Below are 14,844 nucleotides of genomic sequence, written 5' to 3'. Positions count from 1 at the left end.
CATGAAGAAATCGCGACTGATCGCCGTCGGCGCAGCCGCCGCGGTCACCGCCCTCACCCTGACGTCGTGCGCGTCGGGCGACACCTCGGACGCCGGATCCGACGCCTCCGGTGCCAGTGAGACCACGACAGTGCGGTTCGCACTGGACTGGACTCCCAACACGAACCACACGGGACTCTTCGTCGCCGAGGCGGAGGGCTACTTCGCCGACGCCGGTCTGAACGTCGAGATCCTGCCCTACAACGGCTCCTACCCCGACACGCTCGTCGACGCGGGTTCGGCCGAATGCGGCATCGGCTTCCAGGAGAGCTCGACGGTCAACATGGCCGCGGGTGCCAAGGTGAAGTCCGTTCTCGCCCTCATCCAGCACTGGGTGACGGCGATCGGCGTCCGTGCCGACGATGACTCGATCCAGACCCCGGCCGACCTCGACGGCAAGATCTACGCGGGCTTCGGGGCCCCCGCCGAGGTGCCGATGCTGTCGACCGTCATCCAGGCGGACGGCGGGACCGGTGAGTTCGAGACGGTCACTCTGAGCACGAGCGCCTACGAGGCGGTCTATGCCGAAACGGCGGACTTCACGATCCCGTTCGAGACGTGGGAGAGCATCGAGGCCGAGATCCGCGGCACGCCGTTCAAGCACTTCGAGTTCACCGACTTCGGGATGCCGGACAACTACGCCGTCCTCGTGAACTGCAACACCGACTGGCTCGAGGAGAACCCCGAAGAGGCCGCCGCCTTCGTGCAGGCGGTGCAGAAGGGCTACGAGTTCACGCAGGAGAACCCGATCGAGGCCGGCGACATGCTCATCGCGGCCAACCCCGACGCCTTCTCGACCGAGGAGGGCACGGAGCTCGTGCACCAGAGCCAGGAGATGATCTCGGGCGAGTACATGCTCGACGAGAGCGGTGCGTTCGGTGTCATGACCGAGGAGCGGTGGGCTGCTCTGGGCGAGTGGCTGCTCGACAACGGCCTTCTGGCCGACGTCGACGGCGAGCCGCTGACGGAAGCGCCCGACTGGTCCGCGTTCTTCACGAACGAGTACATCACCCCGTGACGGAGTGGGCGGGCCGGTTCCTCCGGTGCCGGCCCGTCCACCCCTCCCGACGACGAAGGATGACCGGTATGACGACGACGGACTCGCTCTCGCAGGCGCTGCGGGAGCGTATCGCCACCGCTGCCGCGGAATGGGTGGAGCTGCCGATGCTGTCGGCGGTGCGGTCGGGCACGCTCGCGCGCGACGTCTTCCGGAACTACCTCGAGCAGGACTTCGTCTACCTGCGCTACTACGCGCGCATCTACGCACGACTGGCTGCCGCATCCCGCACCGACGACGAGCTCGAGCACTTCATCGCACTGGCACACGGTGTCCTCACCGTCGAGCTCGACCACCATCGCCGAGCCGCCGAGCCTTTCGGATGCGACTTCGACCGGATCTCCCCGTCACCGGCGCTCGACGACTACGTCGCCTTCTACGAGGAGCTCGCGAATGATCGCGAGGCGACGCTCGTCGCGATGCTGCCGTGCATCTACGGATACGGGATCGCGCTGAGCCTCGTCCGCGAGGCGACACCCTCCGGCTCTCCGTACGCGGACTGGATCGACATTTACACCGCCGCGGACTACGGCGCGCTGATGGAGCTGCACTTCGCCCTCATCGATGAAGCCGACATCCCGCTCGACCGCGCGCTCGAGATCGCCGAGCGGGGTCTGGCACTGGAGATCCAGTTCTGGAATCAGGAACCGGCGAGAAAGGAGACGGCGGCATGATCGCCGAGCCCATGATCGATTCGACGATCGCACGACCCCCGCAGCTATCCACGACGCCGCGGAAGAAGCGCCGAGGACCCAAGGGGGTTCTTCAGACGGTCATCCCACCGCTCGTGATCGTCACGATCGTCCTCATCGCGTGGGAGGTGGCCGTCAACGTCTTCGGCCTCCGCCCGCAGGTCCTTCCGACGCCCTCTCGCGTCGTTGCGCAGGGGCTCGAGCAGATGGACGTCATCATCCCGCACGCACTCGCGACGCTCCAGGTGACCCTCGTCGGGTTCAGTCTGTCCCTCGTCGTGGCGTGGATCCTCGCGATCGCGATCGACTTCTGGATGCCGCTGCGCCGAGGGCTCCTGCCGCTCCTCATCGCCTCCCAGACCATTCCGATCATCGCGATCGCGCCGCTCATGATCATCTGGTTCGGCTTCGGTCTGCTGCCGAAGGTCCTCGTCGTCGCGCTCGTGACGTTCTTCCCGATCGTCGTCGGCCTCATCGAGGGCTTCAACAAGGCGGACCACGAAGCGAGCAGTCTCCTGCGCTCGATGGGTGCGGGTCGCGTGAAGGAGTTCTGGTACGTCCGACTCCCCTCGGCGCTTCCCTCGTTCTTCACGGCCCTGCGCATCAGCATCACGTATGCCGTCGTCGGGGCGATCTTCGCGGAGTACGTCGGCGCCCAGATGGGCCTCGGCATCTACATGAGCATGCAGAAGAACTCCTTCCGCACCGACCTCGTGCTGGCCGCCGTCGCCGTCACGGCGATCCTCAGCATCGCGCTGTACCTGTCGACATTCCTGCTCGAGCGGCTCGTGATCCCGTGGAGCTTCAAGGAGAGGAAGGCCCGCAATGCCAAGTGACGTCCCCCGCATCCATCTCGACCACCTCACGAAAGAGTTCCCGATCGGCGGCGGCGACGTGCGCCAGGTCGTCGACGACATCTCCTTCTCGGTCCGTGCCGGCGAGTTCGTGTCCGTCATCGGTCCGTCCGGATGCGGCAAGAGCACGATGTTCAACATCATCGCGGGTCTCGAGACCCCGACGACGGGGGATATCCGCGTCGACGGGGAGTCCGCCATCGGAGAACGTCACCACACCGCCTACATGCCGCAGAAGGACCTGCTCTTCCCGTGGCGCACGGTCGGGAAGAACACGGCTCTCGGTCTCGAGGTGGGTGGGATGCCCAAGAAGGACGCCCTCGCGAAGGCGACCGCACTCTTCCCCACCTTCGGGCTGGCCGGTTTCGAGAACGCCTACCCGTTCGAGCTGTCCGGCGGGATGCGACAGCGCGCCGCGCTTCTTCGCACCGTCGTACAGGGGCGGGAGATCCTCCTGCTCGACGAGCCCTTCGGAGCGCTCGACTCGCTCACGCGCATCGAGATGCAGAACTGGCTGCAGGGGATGTGGTCGGAGCATTCGTGGACGGCCGTCCTCATCACCCACGACATCCGGGAGGCGATCTACCTGGCGGATCGCGTCATCGTGCTGAGCGCGCGGCCGGCGACCGTCCGGCTGGACGTCGAGGTCCCGCTTCCGCGACCGCGAGAGCTGTCCATGACGACCGCACCGGAGTTCGTCGCGATCGAGGAGCAGCTCATCGAGGTGCTCCACGAAGAGTCGCGGCGAGCGTTCGCCCAGCAGAGCTCCGCGACACGGGTCGCGTGAAAGGACCACGATGAAGGACATCGAGTACGGCATCTTCATGCCCGTCGGGAGCGGCGGGTGGATCCCGTCGGGGAACATCCCCCTCCTCGACGGCAGCTACGCCTACAACCGCCGTGTCGCAGAGCTGTCGGAGAGCCTCGGGTTCGACTTCACGCTGTCGCAGGCCGTCTGGCGCGGCTACGGCGGAACCTCGAAGCACTTCGACGTCAACCTGGAGTCGCTCATCACGAGTGCGGGTCTCGCCGAGGCGACGGAGGACATCGGGGTGTGGTCGACGGTGAACACCGCCATGATCCATCCCGCCATCGCCGCGAAGATGGTCGCCACGCAGAGCCAGATCAGCAACGGCCGGACGGGCCTCAACATCGTCGCCGGCGGCAACCGCAGGTCGGAGACCCAGATGGGACTCGGCCGCGACCTCGACAGCTCGACCAAGTACCGTCGGGCCGCCGAATGGGTCGAAGTGGTCAAGGCGCTGTGGACCGAGAAGACGGTCGACTACGACGGCGAGTACTTCCAGCTGCAGGACTGCCAGTCCGATCCGAAGCCGGTCGGTGGCATCCCCCAGATGATCTGCGCCGCGACCTCCGACACGGGCATGGCGTTCGTCGCGAGGAACCTCGACGGAGTTCTTTTCGAGGGCACGTCGCGCGACTCCGTCGTCGCCACGGGACAACGGGCACGCCGCATCTCGCAGGAGAACGGCGACCGGCTGAAGACGTACTGCGTCTTCATGGTCATCCCGGGAGAGACGGATGCCGATGCTCAACGCCGCATCGACTTCTACAACGAGGGTCGCGACGTCGTCGCGCTGCAGAACATGGCTCGGGAGTGGGGTGCCGTCTCGCACGACGCGTCCGCTCACAACCCCGACAATGAGGGATGGCTCGAGGCCACCGCGATCTCGACGGGTACCGTCGCAGGATCCCCGGCCACGATCGCGGAGCAGCTCGCCGACATGATCGAGAGCGCCGACATCGACGGTGCGGTGTTCATCATGCCGGACTTCATCGACGACCTGACGGTTCTCGGTGAGGAGATCGTGCCCCTGCTCGCGAAGGAAGGGTTCGGGCGCTCCGCCGCCTGAGACTTCACATGTCCGACGTCGGTCGTCCTTTCCACCTCGGCTATTTCACGGGCTTCGTCCCCGACGAATGGAACGGCCCGCTCGCCTCCGGCGGCGGCGACTTCTGGAACGGCCACTTCTATGTCGAGCTCGCGCAGGCGCTCGAGCGCGCGAAGTTCGACTTCCTGATGTTCGAGGATGCCGTCGCGATCCCCGACACGTACGGCGGCTCCCGCGAGCTCTATCTGCGCCACAACTTCGTCGCGCCCAAGGGAGACCCCGTCCCGCTCGCCGCCATCATCGGCTACCTGACCCGTCATCTCGGGGTCGGCGTGACGATGAGCACGACCTTCACGCTGCCCTACCAGGTGGCGCGGCTCTGCTCGACGATGGACTCGCTCCTCGGCGGACGCTTCGGCTGGAACCTCGTCACCACCGCGGGGGCCGGCATCGCCGAGAACTACGGGCTCGACAAGCTCCCCGACCACGACGAGCGCTACGAGATCGCGGACGAGACGGTGTCGATCGCGAAGGCGCTCTGGAACTCGTGGGACGAGGATGCCGTCGTCCGCGATCGGGAGAACGGAATCTACGCGGACGCTTCCAAGGTCCACGAGATCAACTACCGCGGCACGCACTTCTCCTCACGCGGGCCGCTCAACACCGTCCGGTCGCCGCAGGGCCAGCCGGTCCTCATCCAGGCGGGCGCATCCCCTGCGGGTATGGATTTCGCCGCCAAGCACGCGGAGGTCATCGTCACGGCCGTCCGCGGCACCGAGGCGATGAAGGCGTACCGAGACGAGATCCGCGGACGAATGACGGCATATGGCCGCGATCCCGACACGTGCAAGGTGCTCTTCGTCGTGACGCCCATCGTGGGCCGCACCGATGAAGAGGCGCAGGCCACGTACGAGGCGCTCCTGTCGAGCGAGCGCACGGCGCTCGACGTGCTCGCGCGGGTGTCGGGATGGTCGGGACACGACCTCTCGCAGTACGACCTCGACGAACCGCTGCCCGAGATGCACACGGAGGCAAGCCGCGGCATCCTGGAGCGACTCGCCCAGTGGGGGACGGGGAAGACACTCCGCCAGTGCGTCCGCGAGATGGGCTTCTCGCACGACTGCATCGACCTCGTCGGCTCTCCCGACACCGTCGCCGATGCCATGTGCGCGGCGATCGACGAGGTCGGCGGCGACGGCTACTTGATCGAGTCGCCGGGGTTCCAGCCCAGCCGCGTCTTCACGGCGAGTATCACGGACGGACTCGTGCCCGCTCTCCAGCGCCGCGGACGCGTCCGCACCGAGTACCGGGGCACGACGTTCCGGGATCACCTCCTGGAGTTCTGACCGGGTCAGGACGCGGCGTCGGCCTCTTCGAGGACGGCGAGCTGCGTCTCGAGGACGCTGCGGAGGTGCGCGCGCAGGAGGGCGTCCGCCTTCGCCGCCGATCCCGCCGCGATCGCATCCACGATGCGCTCGTGCTCGTCGATCGACACGGAGAATCGTTCCGCGCTTCGGCCCACTTGGCCCACGCGGCGAAGGTGCGCGCCCAGTCGGCGCTGGATGTCTTCGAGGAGGGAGTTCTCGAGTCCCGCGAAGAGCACCTCGTCGAACTCGTCGAGCGCGTCGGCCGCGCCGTCGAGGTCGTCCTTGACGAGGGCGGCGCGAGAGGCCGCGATGTTCTCCCGCAGCTTGCCGACGACGACCGGGTCCTTGCTCCGCGCTGCGCGTCGCACGCATTCCGCCTCGAGGATCTCGCGGGCCGCGTAGATCTCGTGGAGATCGGACGGCGAGTACTTCTTGGCACGGGCTCCGCGGTAGGGCGCGATCTCGACGAGCCCATCCTGCTCGAGCCGCACGAGCGCTTCCCGGATGGGCGTCTTCGAGACCCCGAACCGTTCCGTGAGGGCCGCTTCTCGCAGCGGCTCACCCGCCGCGAAGGTCTGGTCGATGATCGCCGTGCGGAGCTTCTCGTACACGAGATCCTTGATCTGCAGGGGACTCAGCTGCTCGCTCTCGGGCGTCGGCATCCAGATTCTCTCTCTCCGTCCGGCCCCGGACCGGTCATCCGCCGAGGTCGATCCAGACTGTCTTGGTCTGAAGGTAAGGGTCAAGCGCTTCCCGGCCCAATTCCTTGCCGTATCCGCTCGCCTTGAAGCCACCGTAGGGAATCGCGACGTCGAACATGCCGTACGTGTTGACCCAGACGACGCCGGCATGGATCTGCGGCACGACGCGGTGCGTCCGCGTCACGTCGCTCGTCCACAGTCCGGATGCCAGACCGAACGGCGTCGCGTTGGCCAGCTCGATCGCCTCGTCCTCGGTGTCGAACACTCCGACCATACCGACCGGTCCGAAGATCTCCCGTCGCATGATCTCCATGTCGGCGGCGACGTCGGTGAAGAGCGTGGGCTGGACGAAGTACCCGTCCGCGAGTTCGGGTGCGCTGACGGTACCGCCGCCGACGACGGCGCGTGCACCCGCGGCGACTCCGGAGGCGATGAGACCGTCCACCCGTGCCTGCTGCTCCGCGCTGACGACGGGGCCCATCGTCGTCTCGGGGTCGAGGCCGTTCCCGAGACGGATGCCGGCGACCTTCGCCCCGAGACCGTCGACGAACCGGTCGTACGCCGTGCGCTCGACGAAGACGCGCGCACCCGCGATGCAGCACTGCCCCTGGTTGAAATAGATCGCACCGAACGTTCCGGCGATGGCCTTGTCGATGTCGGCATCCGCGAAGATGAGGCTCGGAGACTTGCCGCCCAGTTCGAGCGACAGTCGCTTCATGTTCCCCTTCGAGGCCTCCAGGATCTTCTGGCCCGTCGCGTTCTCGCCCGTGAATGTGATCTTGTCCACGTCGAGGTGCGCGGCGAGCGGTGCGCCGGCTCCCGGACCGTCGCCCGTGACGACGTTGACGACGCCGGGCGGGAATCCGATCTCGAGCATGAGCTCGACGAGGCGGAGGGCGGACAGCGGTGTCTGCTCAGCGGGCTTGAGCACCATGGTGTTGCCGGCGGCGAGCGCGGGGCCGAGCTTGTAGCCGGCCATGAGCAGGGGGAAGTTCCACGGGATGATCGCCCCGACGACGCCGACGGGCTCCCTGCGCGTGAAGACGTGGAAGGCGCCGCCGCCCGACGGCGTCATCGACTCGCCCTCGATCTTCGTCGCCCATCCCGCGTAGTACTTGAACAGGGAGGCGCAGAGGGGAACGTCCAGGACACCGGACTCCGAGGTCGGCTTGCCGTTGTCGAGCGTTTCGAGCTGGCCGAACTCCTCCGCGCGTTTGGCGATCTCGTCGCCCAGGCGCCACAGGAGATCCGCCCGATCGGCGGGGGACAGTGCGTTCCAGACCGGGAGCGCCGCGCGCGCGGCGGCGACCGCAGCGTCCACATCGCTCGCCGTGGCCGAGGCGACTCGCGTGAGGAGTCGCCCGTTCGCGGGATCGAACACGTCGATGAGGCCGCCATCGGATGCCGGGGGTCGGTCGGCACCGATGATGAGACCGTGGTCGGTGTCGAGGAAGCGCGCTACTTCGGGGAGCAGCGCGACGGTCGCAGTGGGCATAAGTGCTCCTGAGCGTCGAATGAGATCTAATATGCGATCCTAAGACGGTGCTGCGCCGACTCCGCGCTCGGAGGGGTTTGGTAACGCGGAATTAACACACCGCGACCCGGGGGTGCGGGTGAGATTTCGGATACCATATCCGAGCGGTGGCGTGCGGTCGTCGCGATGAGTTCGAGAGGGCCCTGCCATCGCCATCCACGAAGTAGAACCCGTGCAGATCAAAGAACTGGTCTACCTGCGGTTGCGCGATGCACTCATCGAGCACGAGTACGCCCCGGGTGACTCGCTGCGCGAGGTCGCGCTGTCCGCCCGCTACGGCGTGAGCAAGACGCCGATCCGCGAGGCCCTCGTCCGCCTCGAGCATGACGGTCTCGTGGAGATCGCACCGTATAAAGGGGCGCGTGCGCGCACGTATACGCCGGACGATGCGCGAGAGCTCTTCGAGGCCCGCGAGCTTCTCGAATCCGAAGGTCTGCGGATGACGGCCGACGATCAGGGCGCCATCGCGCGGCTCCGCGCGAATGTCGAGGAGACGCGCTCGGCGCTGGCGGCGGGGATGCTCGCGGACGTCTCGGCGCGTCTCGACGAGTTCGACGACCTCCTGCTCGCGCAGCTCGACAATCGACTGCTCGCGGGAGTCGTCGAGAAGCTCACGCTCCACCTCCGCCGATTGGGAAAGCTCGGCGCGGGCCGCGCCCGGTTCGAGGAGTCCATCCAGCAGCACGAGCAGATCGTCGACGCGCTCGAGCGTGGGGACGAGGCGAGCGCTCGGCGTGTGCTGACCGCCCACCTCGGCAGTGTCGCCGCAGCGCAGGCGCGCGCTCTGCAGGTCGTCGTCGCGCGCGAACAGTGACTCCTCCCGCTTCGTAACGCAGAGTTTACGTAGGGCCCCGCTCTCGGGTCGAACTGTAATATCCGAGAGATAAGATCTCATATACCAACCTGAGATGAAGGGCCCGTGCTCCATGACCACACTCATCGATGCCGACGTCTATCAGAGGGTCGCGGCGCACATCGACACCGACCGACTCGTCCGCCTGGTGCAGGAAGTGTGCCGTATCCCCAGCATCCTGGGAGAAGAGGGTCCTCTCGCCGCCTACCTCGCCGAGGTCATGCGCGAGTCCGGATTCGACGGCGTCGCGCTGCAGCCGGTCCTCCCCGAGCGGCCCAACGCGGTCGGACACATCGACTTCGGCGACCCCGCACTCGGCGGCAAGACCGTCGTCCTGACGGGTCACATGGACACGAAGCCCGTGTCGCACGGCTGGACGAAGACCCAGCCGTTCTCGGGAGACCTCATCGACGGAGCCGTCTACGGCCACGGGATCATGGACATGAAGGCCGCGCTCGTGTGCCAGATCGTCGCCGCCGAGGCGTTGCGCGCGTCGGGCATCGCGGTCCAGGGCCGCGTCGCCATCGCTGCCGTATCCGACCACATGGGCGACCAGATCGGGTCGATCGAGTACTTCAAGGAGTACACGGCCGACTACTGCGTGCTCGGAGAGCTCTCCGACAACGAGATCTTCCTCGGGCACCGCGGCCGCTACTACTTCGACATCCTCGTGCGCGGCGTCTCCGCCCACACGTGTCACAAGCCGCTCGCGATCAACGCCAACATGCTCGCCGCCTACGCGATCATCGAACTCGACAAGTCGAAGCTCGAACCCGTGCTCGAGGACTGGGTCGTCGACCTGTTCGGCCCTGAGACGTACATGGCGCCCGGCCGCGTGTACGGCGGTCTGCCCCCCGGAGGGCCGTCGATGATCCCGGACGAGTGCGTCATCCGCGTCGACTGCCGTCCCCAGCCCGGTGTGACGATCGAAGAGGTGCGCGCCGAGATCGACGCGTGCCTCGCCCGCGCGAAAGAGAAGGAGCCGCGGTTCGAGGCCGAGGTCGTGCTCGCCGACGTGAAGGCCGGCTACCTGGCATCCCCCGACGACGAAGTGACCACCCTCATGCGCCGCGCCGTCGGGTCGGTTCGCGGCACGGAGCCCGAACTGCAGGCAGCAGGATGGCTGGGCGACACCGCCAGCTTCGGCGAGGACATCCCCACGATCATCTTCGGACCGGGTGGTGAGCCCGTCTACTGCCCCGACGAGCACCTCTCCGTCGACGACATCATCGAGGCCACCCGGGTCTACGCGACCTTTGCGGCCATCGCGCTCGGCGCACAGTGACCCCGGTCACGTCGCACTCCCGCCTTCTCGATCGAGGTTCCGCATGAAATCCGGCGTCGCACTCCAGCCCGTCTATCCCTCTCAGCAGTTCGGCGACATGGTCGAGACGATCGAGGGGCTGGGCTTCGACGAGTTCTGGCTCACCGATTCGTCCCTGCACTCCAAGTACAGCTACATGTACCTGACGATCGCCGCGCTGCGCAGTCGGCGCATGTCGATCGGGACTGCTGTGACGAACCCTGTCACGCGCCACCCCGCCCTCGGCGCGGTCGCTGCGGCGACGCTCGACGAGATCTCGGGCGGCCGAGCCGTCTACGGCATCGGGGCGGGCGACCGCCCGCTCCTCGCGCTCGGGCTCGCGCCCGCTCGCTTGGCCCTGCTCGAAGACGCGATCGTCGCGGCACGTCGCCTGTGGACGGGGGAGACCGTCACATGGAAGGCGCGCGGGTTCGAGCTCGACGACGCGCATATGCGCTACGACGTTCCGACCGAGATTCCCGTCTACATCTCCGCGAGCGGGCCGAAGACGCTCGAACTCGCGGGCCGGATCGCCGACGGCGTCGTGCTGCTCGCGGGCTTGCACCCCGAGGGGCTGCAGTACGCGCTTGACCACATCGATCGCGGAGTGGAGGCCGCCGGCCGCGACAAGCGCCCCGAGATCTCGGTGTTCGCCTACGGTGCGATCGACGACGACGAGTCGGTCGCGATGGAAGCTGCCCGCACCATCGCCGCGTGGTTCCCGCAGACGGCGCCCATGTACTGCGAACTCGCGGGGCTCGACCGCGACCTCATCGCGACCGTGCAGGGCATGTACGCGGGCGGGGAGTTCCAGGAGGCCGCCGAGGCGGCCCGCCTCCTTCCCGACGACTTCGTCAAGCGAATGGCGCTCGCCGGCGACAAGGCGAGCGTCAAGACGCACGTCGACAACCTGCGGGAGCTCGGGATCGACTGCATGACTGTCTTCCCCCTGGGGGGCGACGCCGACACGCGGATGAAGACGATCGCCGACTTCTCCGACGCGTTCGCGCTCGCGGAGGGATCGCAGTGAGCCTGCTTCCGTCGGCCACTGTGGCGCGCGCGCTCGACATGTGCTTGGGCCTCGCGCGCGGCGAGCGGGTCGTGCTGCTCACGGATGCCGGGACGGATGCCACTGTCGTGGAGGGTCTCGCGCTCGGAATCGAGGAGCGCGGTGGGATTCCGATCGTCCGGATCCTGCCGCGGTACGACCTGCCCGGGAGCGCGCCGCCAGACGACATCGCCGAGGAACTGTCCGCCGTCGACTGCGGCATCGAGCTCACGTCGACGTTCATCGGATCCAGCAAAGCGCGGCGTGACGCGTCTGCGGCGGGCACGCGCTACCTGTGCATGCCGGGCGTCGTGGCCGACACGTTCCGCATCGGAGGTCCGTTCGACGTCGACTTCGACGCGCTCGCCGTCGTGACGCAGGTGCTCGCACGTGCGTGGGAGAACGCCTCGACGTACCGCATCGTGACGCCGGCCGGTACCGACCTGCGCGGATCGGTGGAGGGGCGGAAGGGGCGCGCCCTCACGGGCGTCGCGCGCAATCCCGGTGACTACATGGCGCCGCCCGACATCGAGTCCGGCACGGCACCCGTCGAGGGCTCGAGCTCGGGCACCGTCGTGATCGACGGCGACTACCTCTTCATGGGTCAGGGGCCGGCGGCCGCGGCATCCGCCCTCCACATCCGCGACGGCGTGCTCGTCTCGACGGACGGCGCCGAGGCCGAGCGCCTCACCCACATGATCGAGGCATGCCGCGACCCGCGGATGAGCAATCTGGCGGAGGTCTCGGTCGGTCTCAATCCGCAGGGCTCCGTCTGCGGGGTGCCGATGGAGACCGAGTCGACGCTCGGAAGCGCCCACATCGCCTTCGGCAACTCGATCGCCTACGGCGGCACCGTCGCGGCGGTCGCCCACTTGGACTGCGTCATGAAGGACGCCACCGTCTACCTCGACGGCATCCCTCGCATCGTCGAGGGCACACTCGTCGACGCGTGACGTCGCGCGCGCAATCGAAAGGAATCCACGGCATGGCCGCCAGCTTCGAGCAGCTGCTCGCATCCCCGGACATCATCTGGATGGGGCAGAACACGACGCACCTCGCACCCCCGCGTGCCGTCGTCGAGGCGATGGAGGAATCGCTCGCGGCGAGGGAATTCCAGCTCTACGCGCCTCCGGGCGGATTCGCCGAGCTGCGCGAGCTCGTCGTCGAGGATCTCGGCCGCGCCGGTTTCGACGCCTGGATCACGGATGGCGCGGTCGCGGGCCTCCATCAGATCTGCACGGTCCTCGGCGGCGAGGTGTCACGGCTCATCACGACGGATCCGGGATGGCCGTGGCCGGGCCGGTTCCTCGGCCGGAGCGGCATCCCCGTGTCGGCGCTCGACGTCTACGAGAACCCGGGGCGGACTCTTCGGGCCGAGCAGGTGGCCGCCGTCATCGAGCCTCGGTCGATCATCTACCTCATCGACCCGCTCAACCCGCTCGGCAGCCGCTACGGCAGGGACGAGCTCGAGGCGATCGTCGCGCTCGCACGCGAGACCGACTCGTACATCGTCCACGACTGCACGTACCGCCACTTCGCCTCGGGGCACACCCTCGTCGCGGACCTCTCTCCCGACCGCACCTTCACGACCTACAGCTTCTCGAAGTGGCTCGGTCTCGCAGGCATGCGCCTCGGCGCCGTCGTCGCGCGCCCCGAGCTGCTCGCTTCGATCATGGCGGTGCCGGCCAATCCGCTCGGCTCCTCGATCGTCGGGCAGCGCGGTGCGATCGCGGGGCTCCGCGGACGCGAGCCGTGGCTCGAGTACGTCCGGTCGGTGAACCGCGCGAACATCGACCGCGTCGAGGCGGTCGTCGCCGAGACGGGTCTCGGCGAGGTCGTCGTGCCCGGATCGCACGGCAACTTCCTCGCGGTCGATGTGAGCGGCTCGGGCCTTCTGGCCGATGACGTGTGCGAGCGGCTCCTCGACGAAGCGAACGTCTTCATCCGTCCCGGCACCTATCAGTCGCCGCGCTTCGGAGAGCGGTTCGTCAAGATCAGCACCTCCGTTCCGACCGAGTGGGTCGAGCGCTTCGCCGACGCCTGGCGCGCGCTGGCCCTGGAGCCCGTGCGATGAACCTCGGGGGCACGTACCGCGACCTCGACGAAGCGGCCTACCGCGCGGCATCCGGACTCCACCTCGCCCGTGGCGTCGCCGACGGCACGCTGTCGCCCGTCATGCTCGTCGAACTCGCCCTGTCGCTCGCGAAGCAGGACGACACGGAGATCAACGCCTACGTCGCGTTCCGAGACGACGCCGCGCGCGCCGAAGCGGTGGAGCGCGAGCGGGAAGCGCGAGCCGGGATGCTGCGCAGCGCCCTGCACGGTGTGCCGATCGCCTCGAAGGACAACATGTACATCGCGGGGGAGCCCGCGCTCAAGGGATCCCGCACGACGACGGATACTCCGGCGACGACGGCTTCGCCCATGGTGCAGCGACTCGTCGACGCGGGAACCGTCATCATCGGCCGCACGACGACGCCCGAGTTCGGCTGGAAGGGCACCGGCATCTCGCCGCTCACGGGCGTGACGCGGAACCCCTGGGATCCGTCGCGCAACAGCGGCGGGTCATCGGCGGGGTCGGGGGCGACGGTGGGTGCGGGTGCCGTGCCGATCGCGACCGGATCGGATGCCGGCGGCTCCATCCGCATCCCCGCCGCGTTCTGCGGCACGGTCGGTCTCAAGCCGACCCTCAGCGCGATCCCGGTGTGGCCGGGGACGGTCAACGAATCGCTGTCCCACGCGGGACCCCTGACGCGGTCCGTCGCCGACGCGCGCGCCGTCCTGCGCATCACGAGGGGCGCGGATCCGCGCGATCCGCAGTCCGCCTTCGCCGAGCCCGTCCCGCTTCCGCTCGGGCGTCCGTGGCGGATCGGCGTCGTGCGGGAGCCGTGGGGGATCGCGCCCTCCGACGAGGTCGCCGAGCGCCTCCGGCCCGTTCTCTCGGCGCTCCCTGCCTCGGGGATCGGCGTCGTGGAAGACGTCGACCTGAGTATCCCGGTTCCGCGGACCGTCTTCGAGGCCCTGTGGGTCACGGGGCGCGGGTTCGGCTTCGCGGAGCTGTCACGGAGCGTCGGCGACATCATGGACCCGGGACTCGCGCGGCTCACGGGCCTCGCCGAGGAGTACTCGCTCGCCGGCTTCCTCGACGCGCTGCAGGCCCGGCGCGCGTTCAATGCGCGGATCTTCGACGTGCTGACGCGGTACGACGTACTGATCATGCCGACCATGCCGCTCACGGCGTTCGAGGCGGATGCCGAAGTGCCGGCCGGTGGCGAGGCGGATGCTCCGCTGCCGTGGATCACGTGGACGCCCTACACCTACCCGTTCAACATCTCTGGTCAGCCCGCGATCACGGTGCCGGTGGATCTGGGTGCAGGACGGTTGCCGATCGGACTCCAGGTCGTCGGCGGATGGGCCGCGGACGACCTCGTGCTCGCCGTCGCCGAGCGGCTCGAGCAGATCGTCGCCCCCACGATCGAGCGCCGCACGGCCCGGTAGCCTCCGCTCCCGAGCCGCGGGGGCTCGGGAGGAGCATCCCCCTCC

At 68.1% G+C, this 14,844-nt stretch carries 14 protein-coding genes; 12 read left to right on the top strand and 2 right to left on the bottom strand.

What is annotated here, in order from left to right; translation table 11 throughout:
* Position 1 precedes the first annotated feature (1 nt).
* The 6 genes from FBY39_RS02140 (at position 2) to FBY39_RS02115 (ending at position 5,841) form a co-directional block, all read left to right on the top strand.
* On the top strand, positions 2–1,057 hold the full coding sequence (locus tag FBY39_RS02140; RefSeq protein WP_141930028.1) for an ABC transporter substrate-binding protein: 1,056 nt from the start codon (positions 2–4) through the stop codon (positions 1,055–1,057).
* A gap of 68 nt (positions 1,058–1,125) precedes the next feature.
* Complete coding sequence (locus FBY39_RS02135; RefSeq protein WP_160132899.1) at positions 1,126–1,770, top strand: TenA family protein; 645 nt, start codon at positions 1,126–1,128, stop codon at positions 1,768–1,770.
* A complete protein-coding gene (locus tag FBY39_RS02130; RefSeq protein ID WP_260837395.1) occupies positions 1,767–2,624 on the top strand; it encodes an ABC transporter permease in 858 nt (285 codons plus the stop codon). The genes FBY39_RS02135 and FBY39_RS02130 overlap by 4 nt, the downstream gene beginning before the upstream one ends.
* Complete coding sequence (locus tag FBY39_RS02125) at positions 2,614–3,429, top strand: ABC transporter ATP-binding protein (protein WP_141930026.1); 816 nt, start codon at positions 2,614–2,616, stop codon at positions 3,427–3,429. Before FBY39_RS02130 ends, FBY39_RS02125 begins: the two co-directional genes overlap by 11 nt.
* Positions 3,430–3,439: 10 nt before the next feature.
* Positions 3,440–4,516: an LLM class flavin-dependent oxidoreductase gene (locus FBY39_RS02120; RefSeq protein WP_141930025.1), complete on the top strand. Its 1,077-nt coding sequence runs from the start codon at positions 3,440–3,442 to the stop codon at positions 4,514–4,516.
* An 8-nt stretch (positions 4,517–4,524) separates the two neighbouring features.
* A complete protein-coding gene (locus FBY39_RS02115) occupies positions 4,525–5,841 on the top strand; it encodes an NtaA/DmoA family FMN-dependent monooxygenase (RefSeq protein ID WP_141930024.1) in 1,317 nt (438 codons plus the stop codon).
* A 5-nt stretch (positions 5,842–5,846) separates the two neighbouring features.
* Here the strand turns inward: FBY39_RS02115 and FBY39_RS02110 are convergent, their stop codons facing one another.
* Positions 5,847–6,524, bottom strand: a complete 678-nt coding sequence (locus FBY39_RS02110; protein ID WP_141930023.1) for a GntR family transcriptional regulator — start codon at positions 6,522–6,524, stop codon at positions 5,847–5,849.
* A 34-nt stretch (positions 6,525–6,558) separates the two neighbouring features.
* Positions 6,559–8,058, bottom strand: coding sequence for an aldehyde dehydrogenase (locus FBY39_RS02105; protein WP_141930022.1), 1,500 nt, complete (start codon positions 8,056–8,058; stop codon positions 6,559–6,561).
* 211 nt (positions 8,059–8,269) lie between these two features.
* Here FBY39_RS02105 and FBY39_RS02100 point away from each other — a divergent pair, with 211 nt between their 5' ends.
* The 6 genes from FBY39_RS02100 (at position 8,270) to FBY39_RS02080 (ending at position 14,799) form a co-directional block, all read left to right on the top strand.
* On the top strand, positions 8,270–8,911 hold the full coding sequence (locus tag FBY39_RS02100; protein ID WP_141930021.1) for a GntR family transcriptional regulator: 642 nt from the start codon (positions 8,270–8,272) through the stop codon (positions 8,909–8,911).
* Between the two features lie 112 nt (positions 8,912–9,023).
* Positions 9,024–10,235, top strand: coding sequence for a M20 family metallopeptidase (locus tag FBY39_RS02095; protein ID WP_160132897.1), 1,212 nt, complete (start codon positions 9,024–9,026; stop codon positions 10,233–10,235).
* A gap of 43 nt (positions 10,236–10,278) precedes the next feature.
* Positions 10,279–11,283, top strand: a complete 1,005-nt coding sequence (locus tag FBY39_RS02090) for an LLM class flavin-dependent oxidoreductase (RefSeq protein WP_141930019.1) — start codon at positions 10,279–10,281, stop codon at positions 11,281–11,283.
* The gene (locus tag FBY39_RS16330) at positions 11,280–12,254 is read left to right on the top strand and encodes a hypothetical protein (protein WP_160132895.1); all 975 of its coding nucleotides are present in this window, start codon (positions 11,280–11,282) and stop codon (positions 12,252–12,254) included. The genes FBY39_RS02090 and FBY39_RS16330 overlap by 4 nt, the downstream gene beginning before the upstream one ends.
* Positions 12,251–13,375, top strand: a complete 1,125-nt coding sequence (locus FBY39_RS02085; protein ID WP_260837394.1) for a pyridoxal phosphate-dependent aminotransferase — start codon at positions 12,251–12,253, stop codon at positions 13,373–13,375. The genes FBY39_RS16330 and FBY39_RS02085 overlap by 4 nt, the downstream gene beginning before the upstream one ends.
* Positions 13,372–14,799 (top strand): amidase, encoded by a 1,428-nt coding sequence (locus FBY39_RS02080; protein ID WP_141930017.1) that lies wholly within the window; start codon positions 13,372–13,374, stop codon positions 14,797–14,799. The genes FBY39_RS02085 and FBY39_RS02080 overlap by 4 nt, the downstream gene beginning before the upstream one ends.
* The last annotated feature ends 45 nt before the right edge of the window (positions 14,800–14,844 follow it).

The sequence above is a fragment of the Microbacterium sp. SLBN-146 genome (assembly GCF_006715145.1).
Taxonomy (GTDB): domain Bacteria; phylum Actinomycetota; class Actinomycetes; order Actinomycetales; family Microbacteriaceae; genus Microbacterium.
The sequence above is the reverse complement of the archived record's forward strand: the minus strand, read 5'-3'. Positions and strand labels throughout refer to the sequence as shown.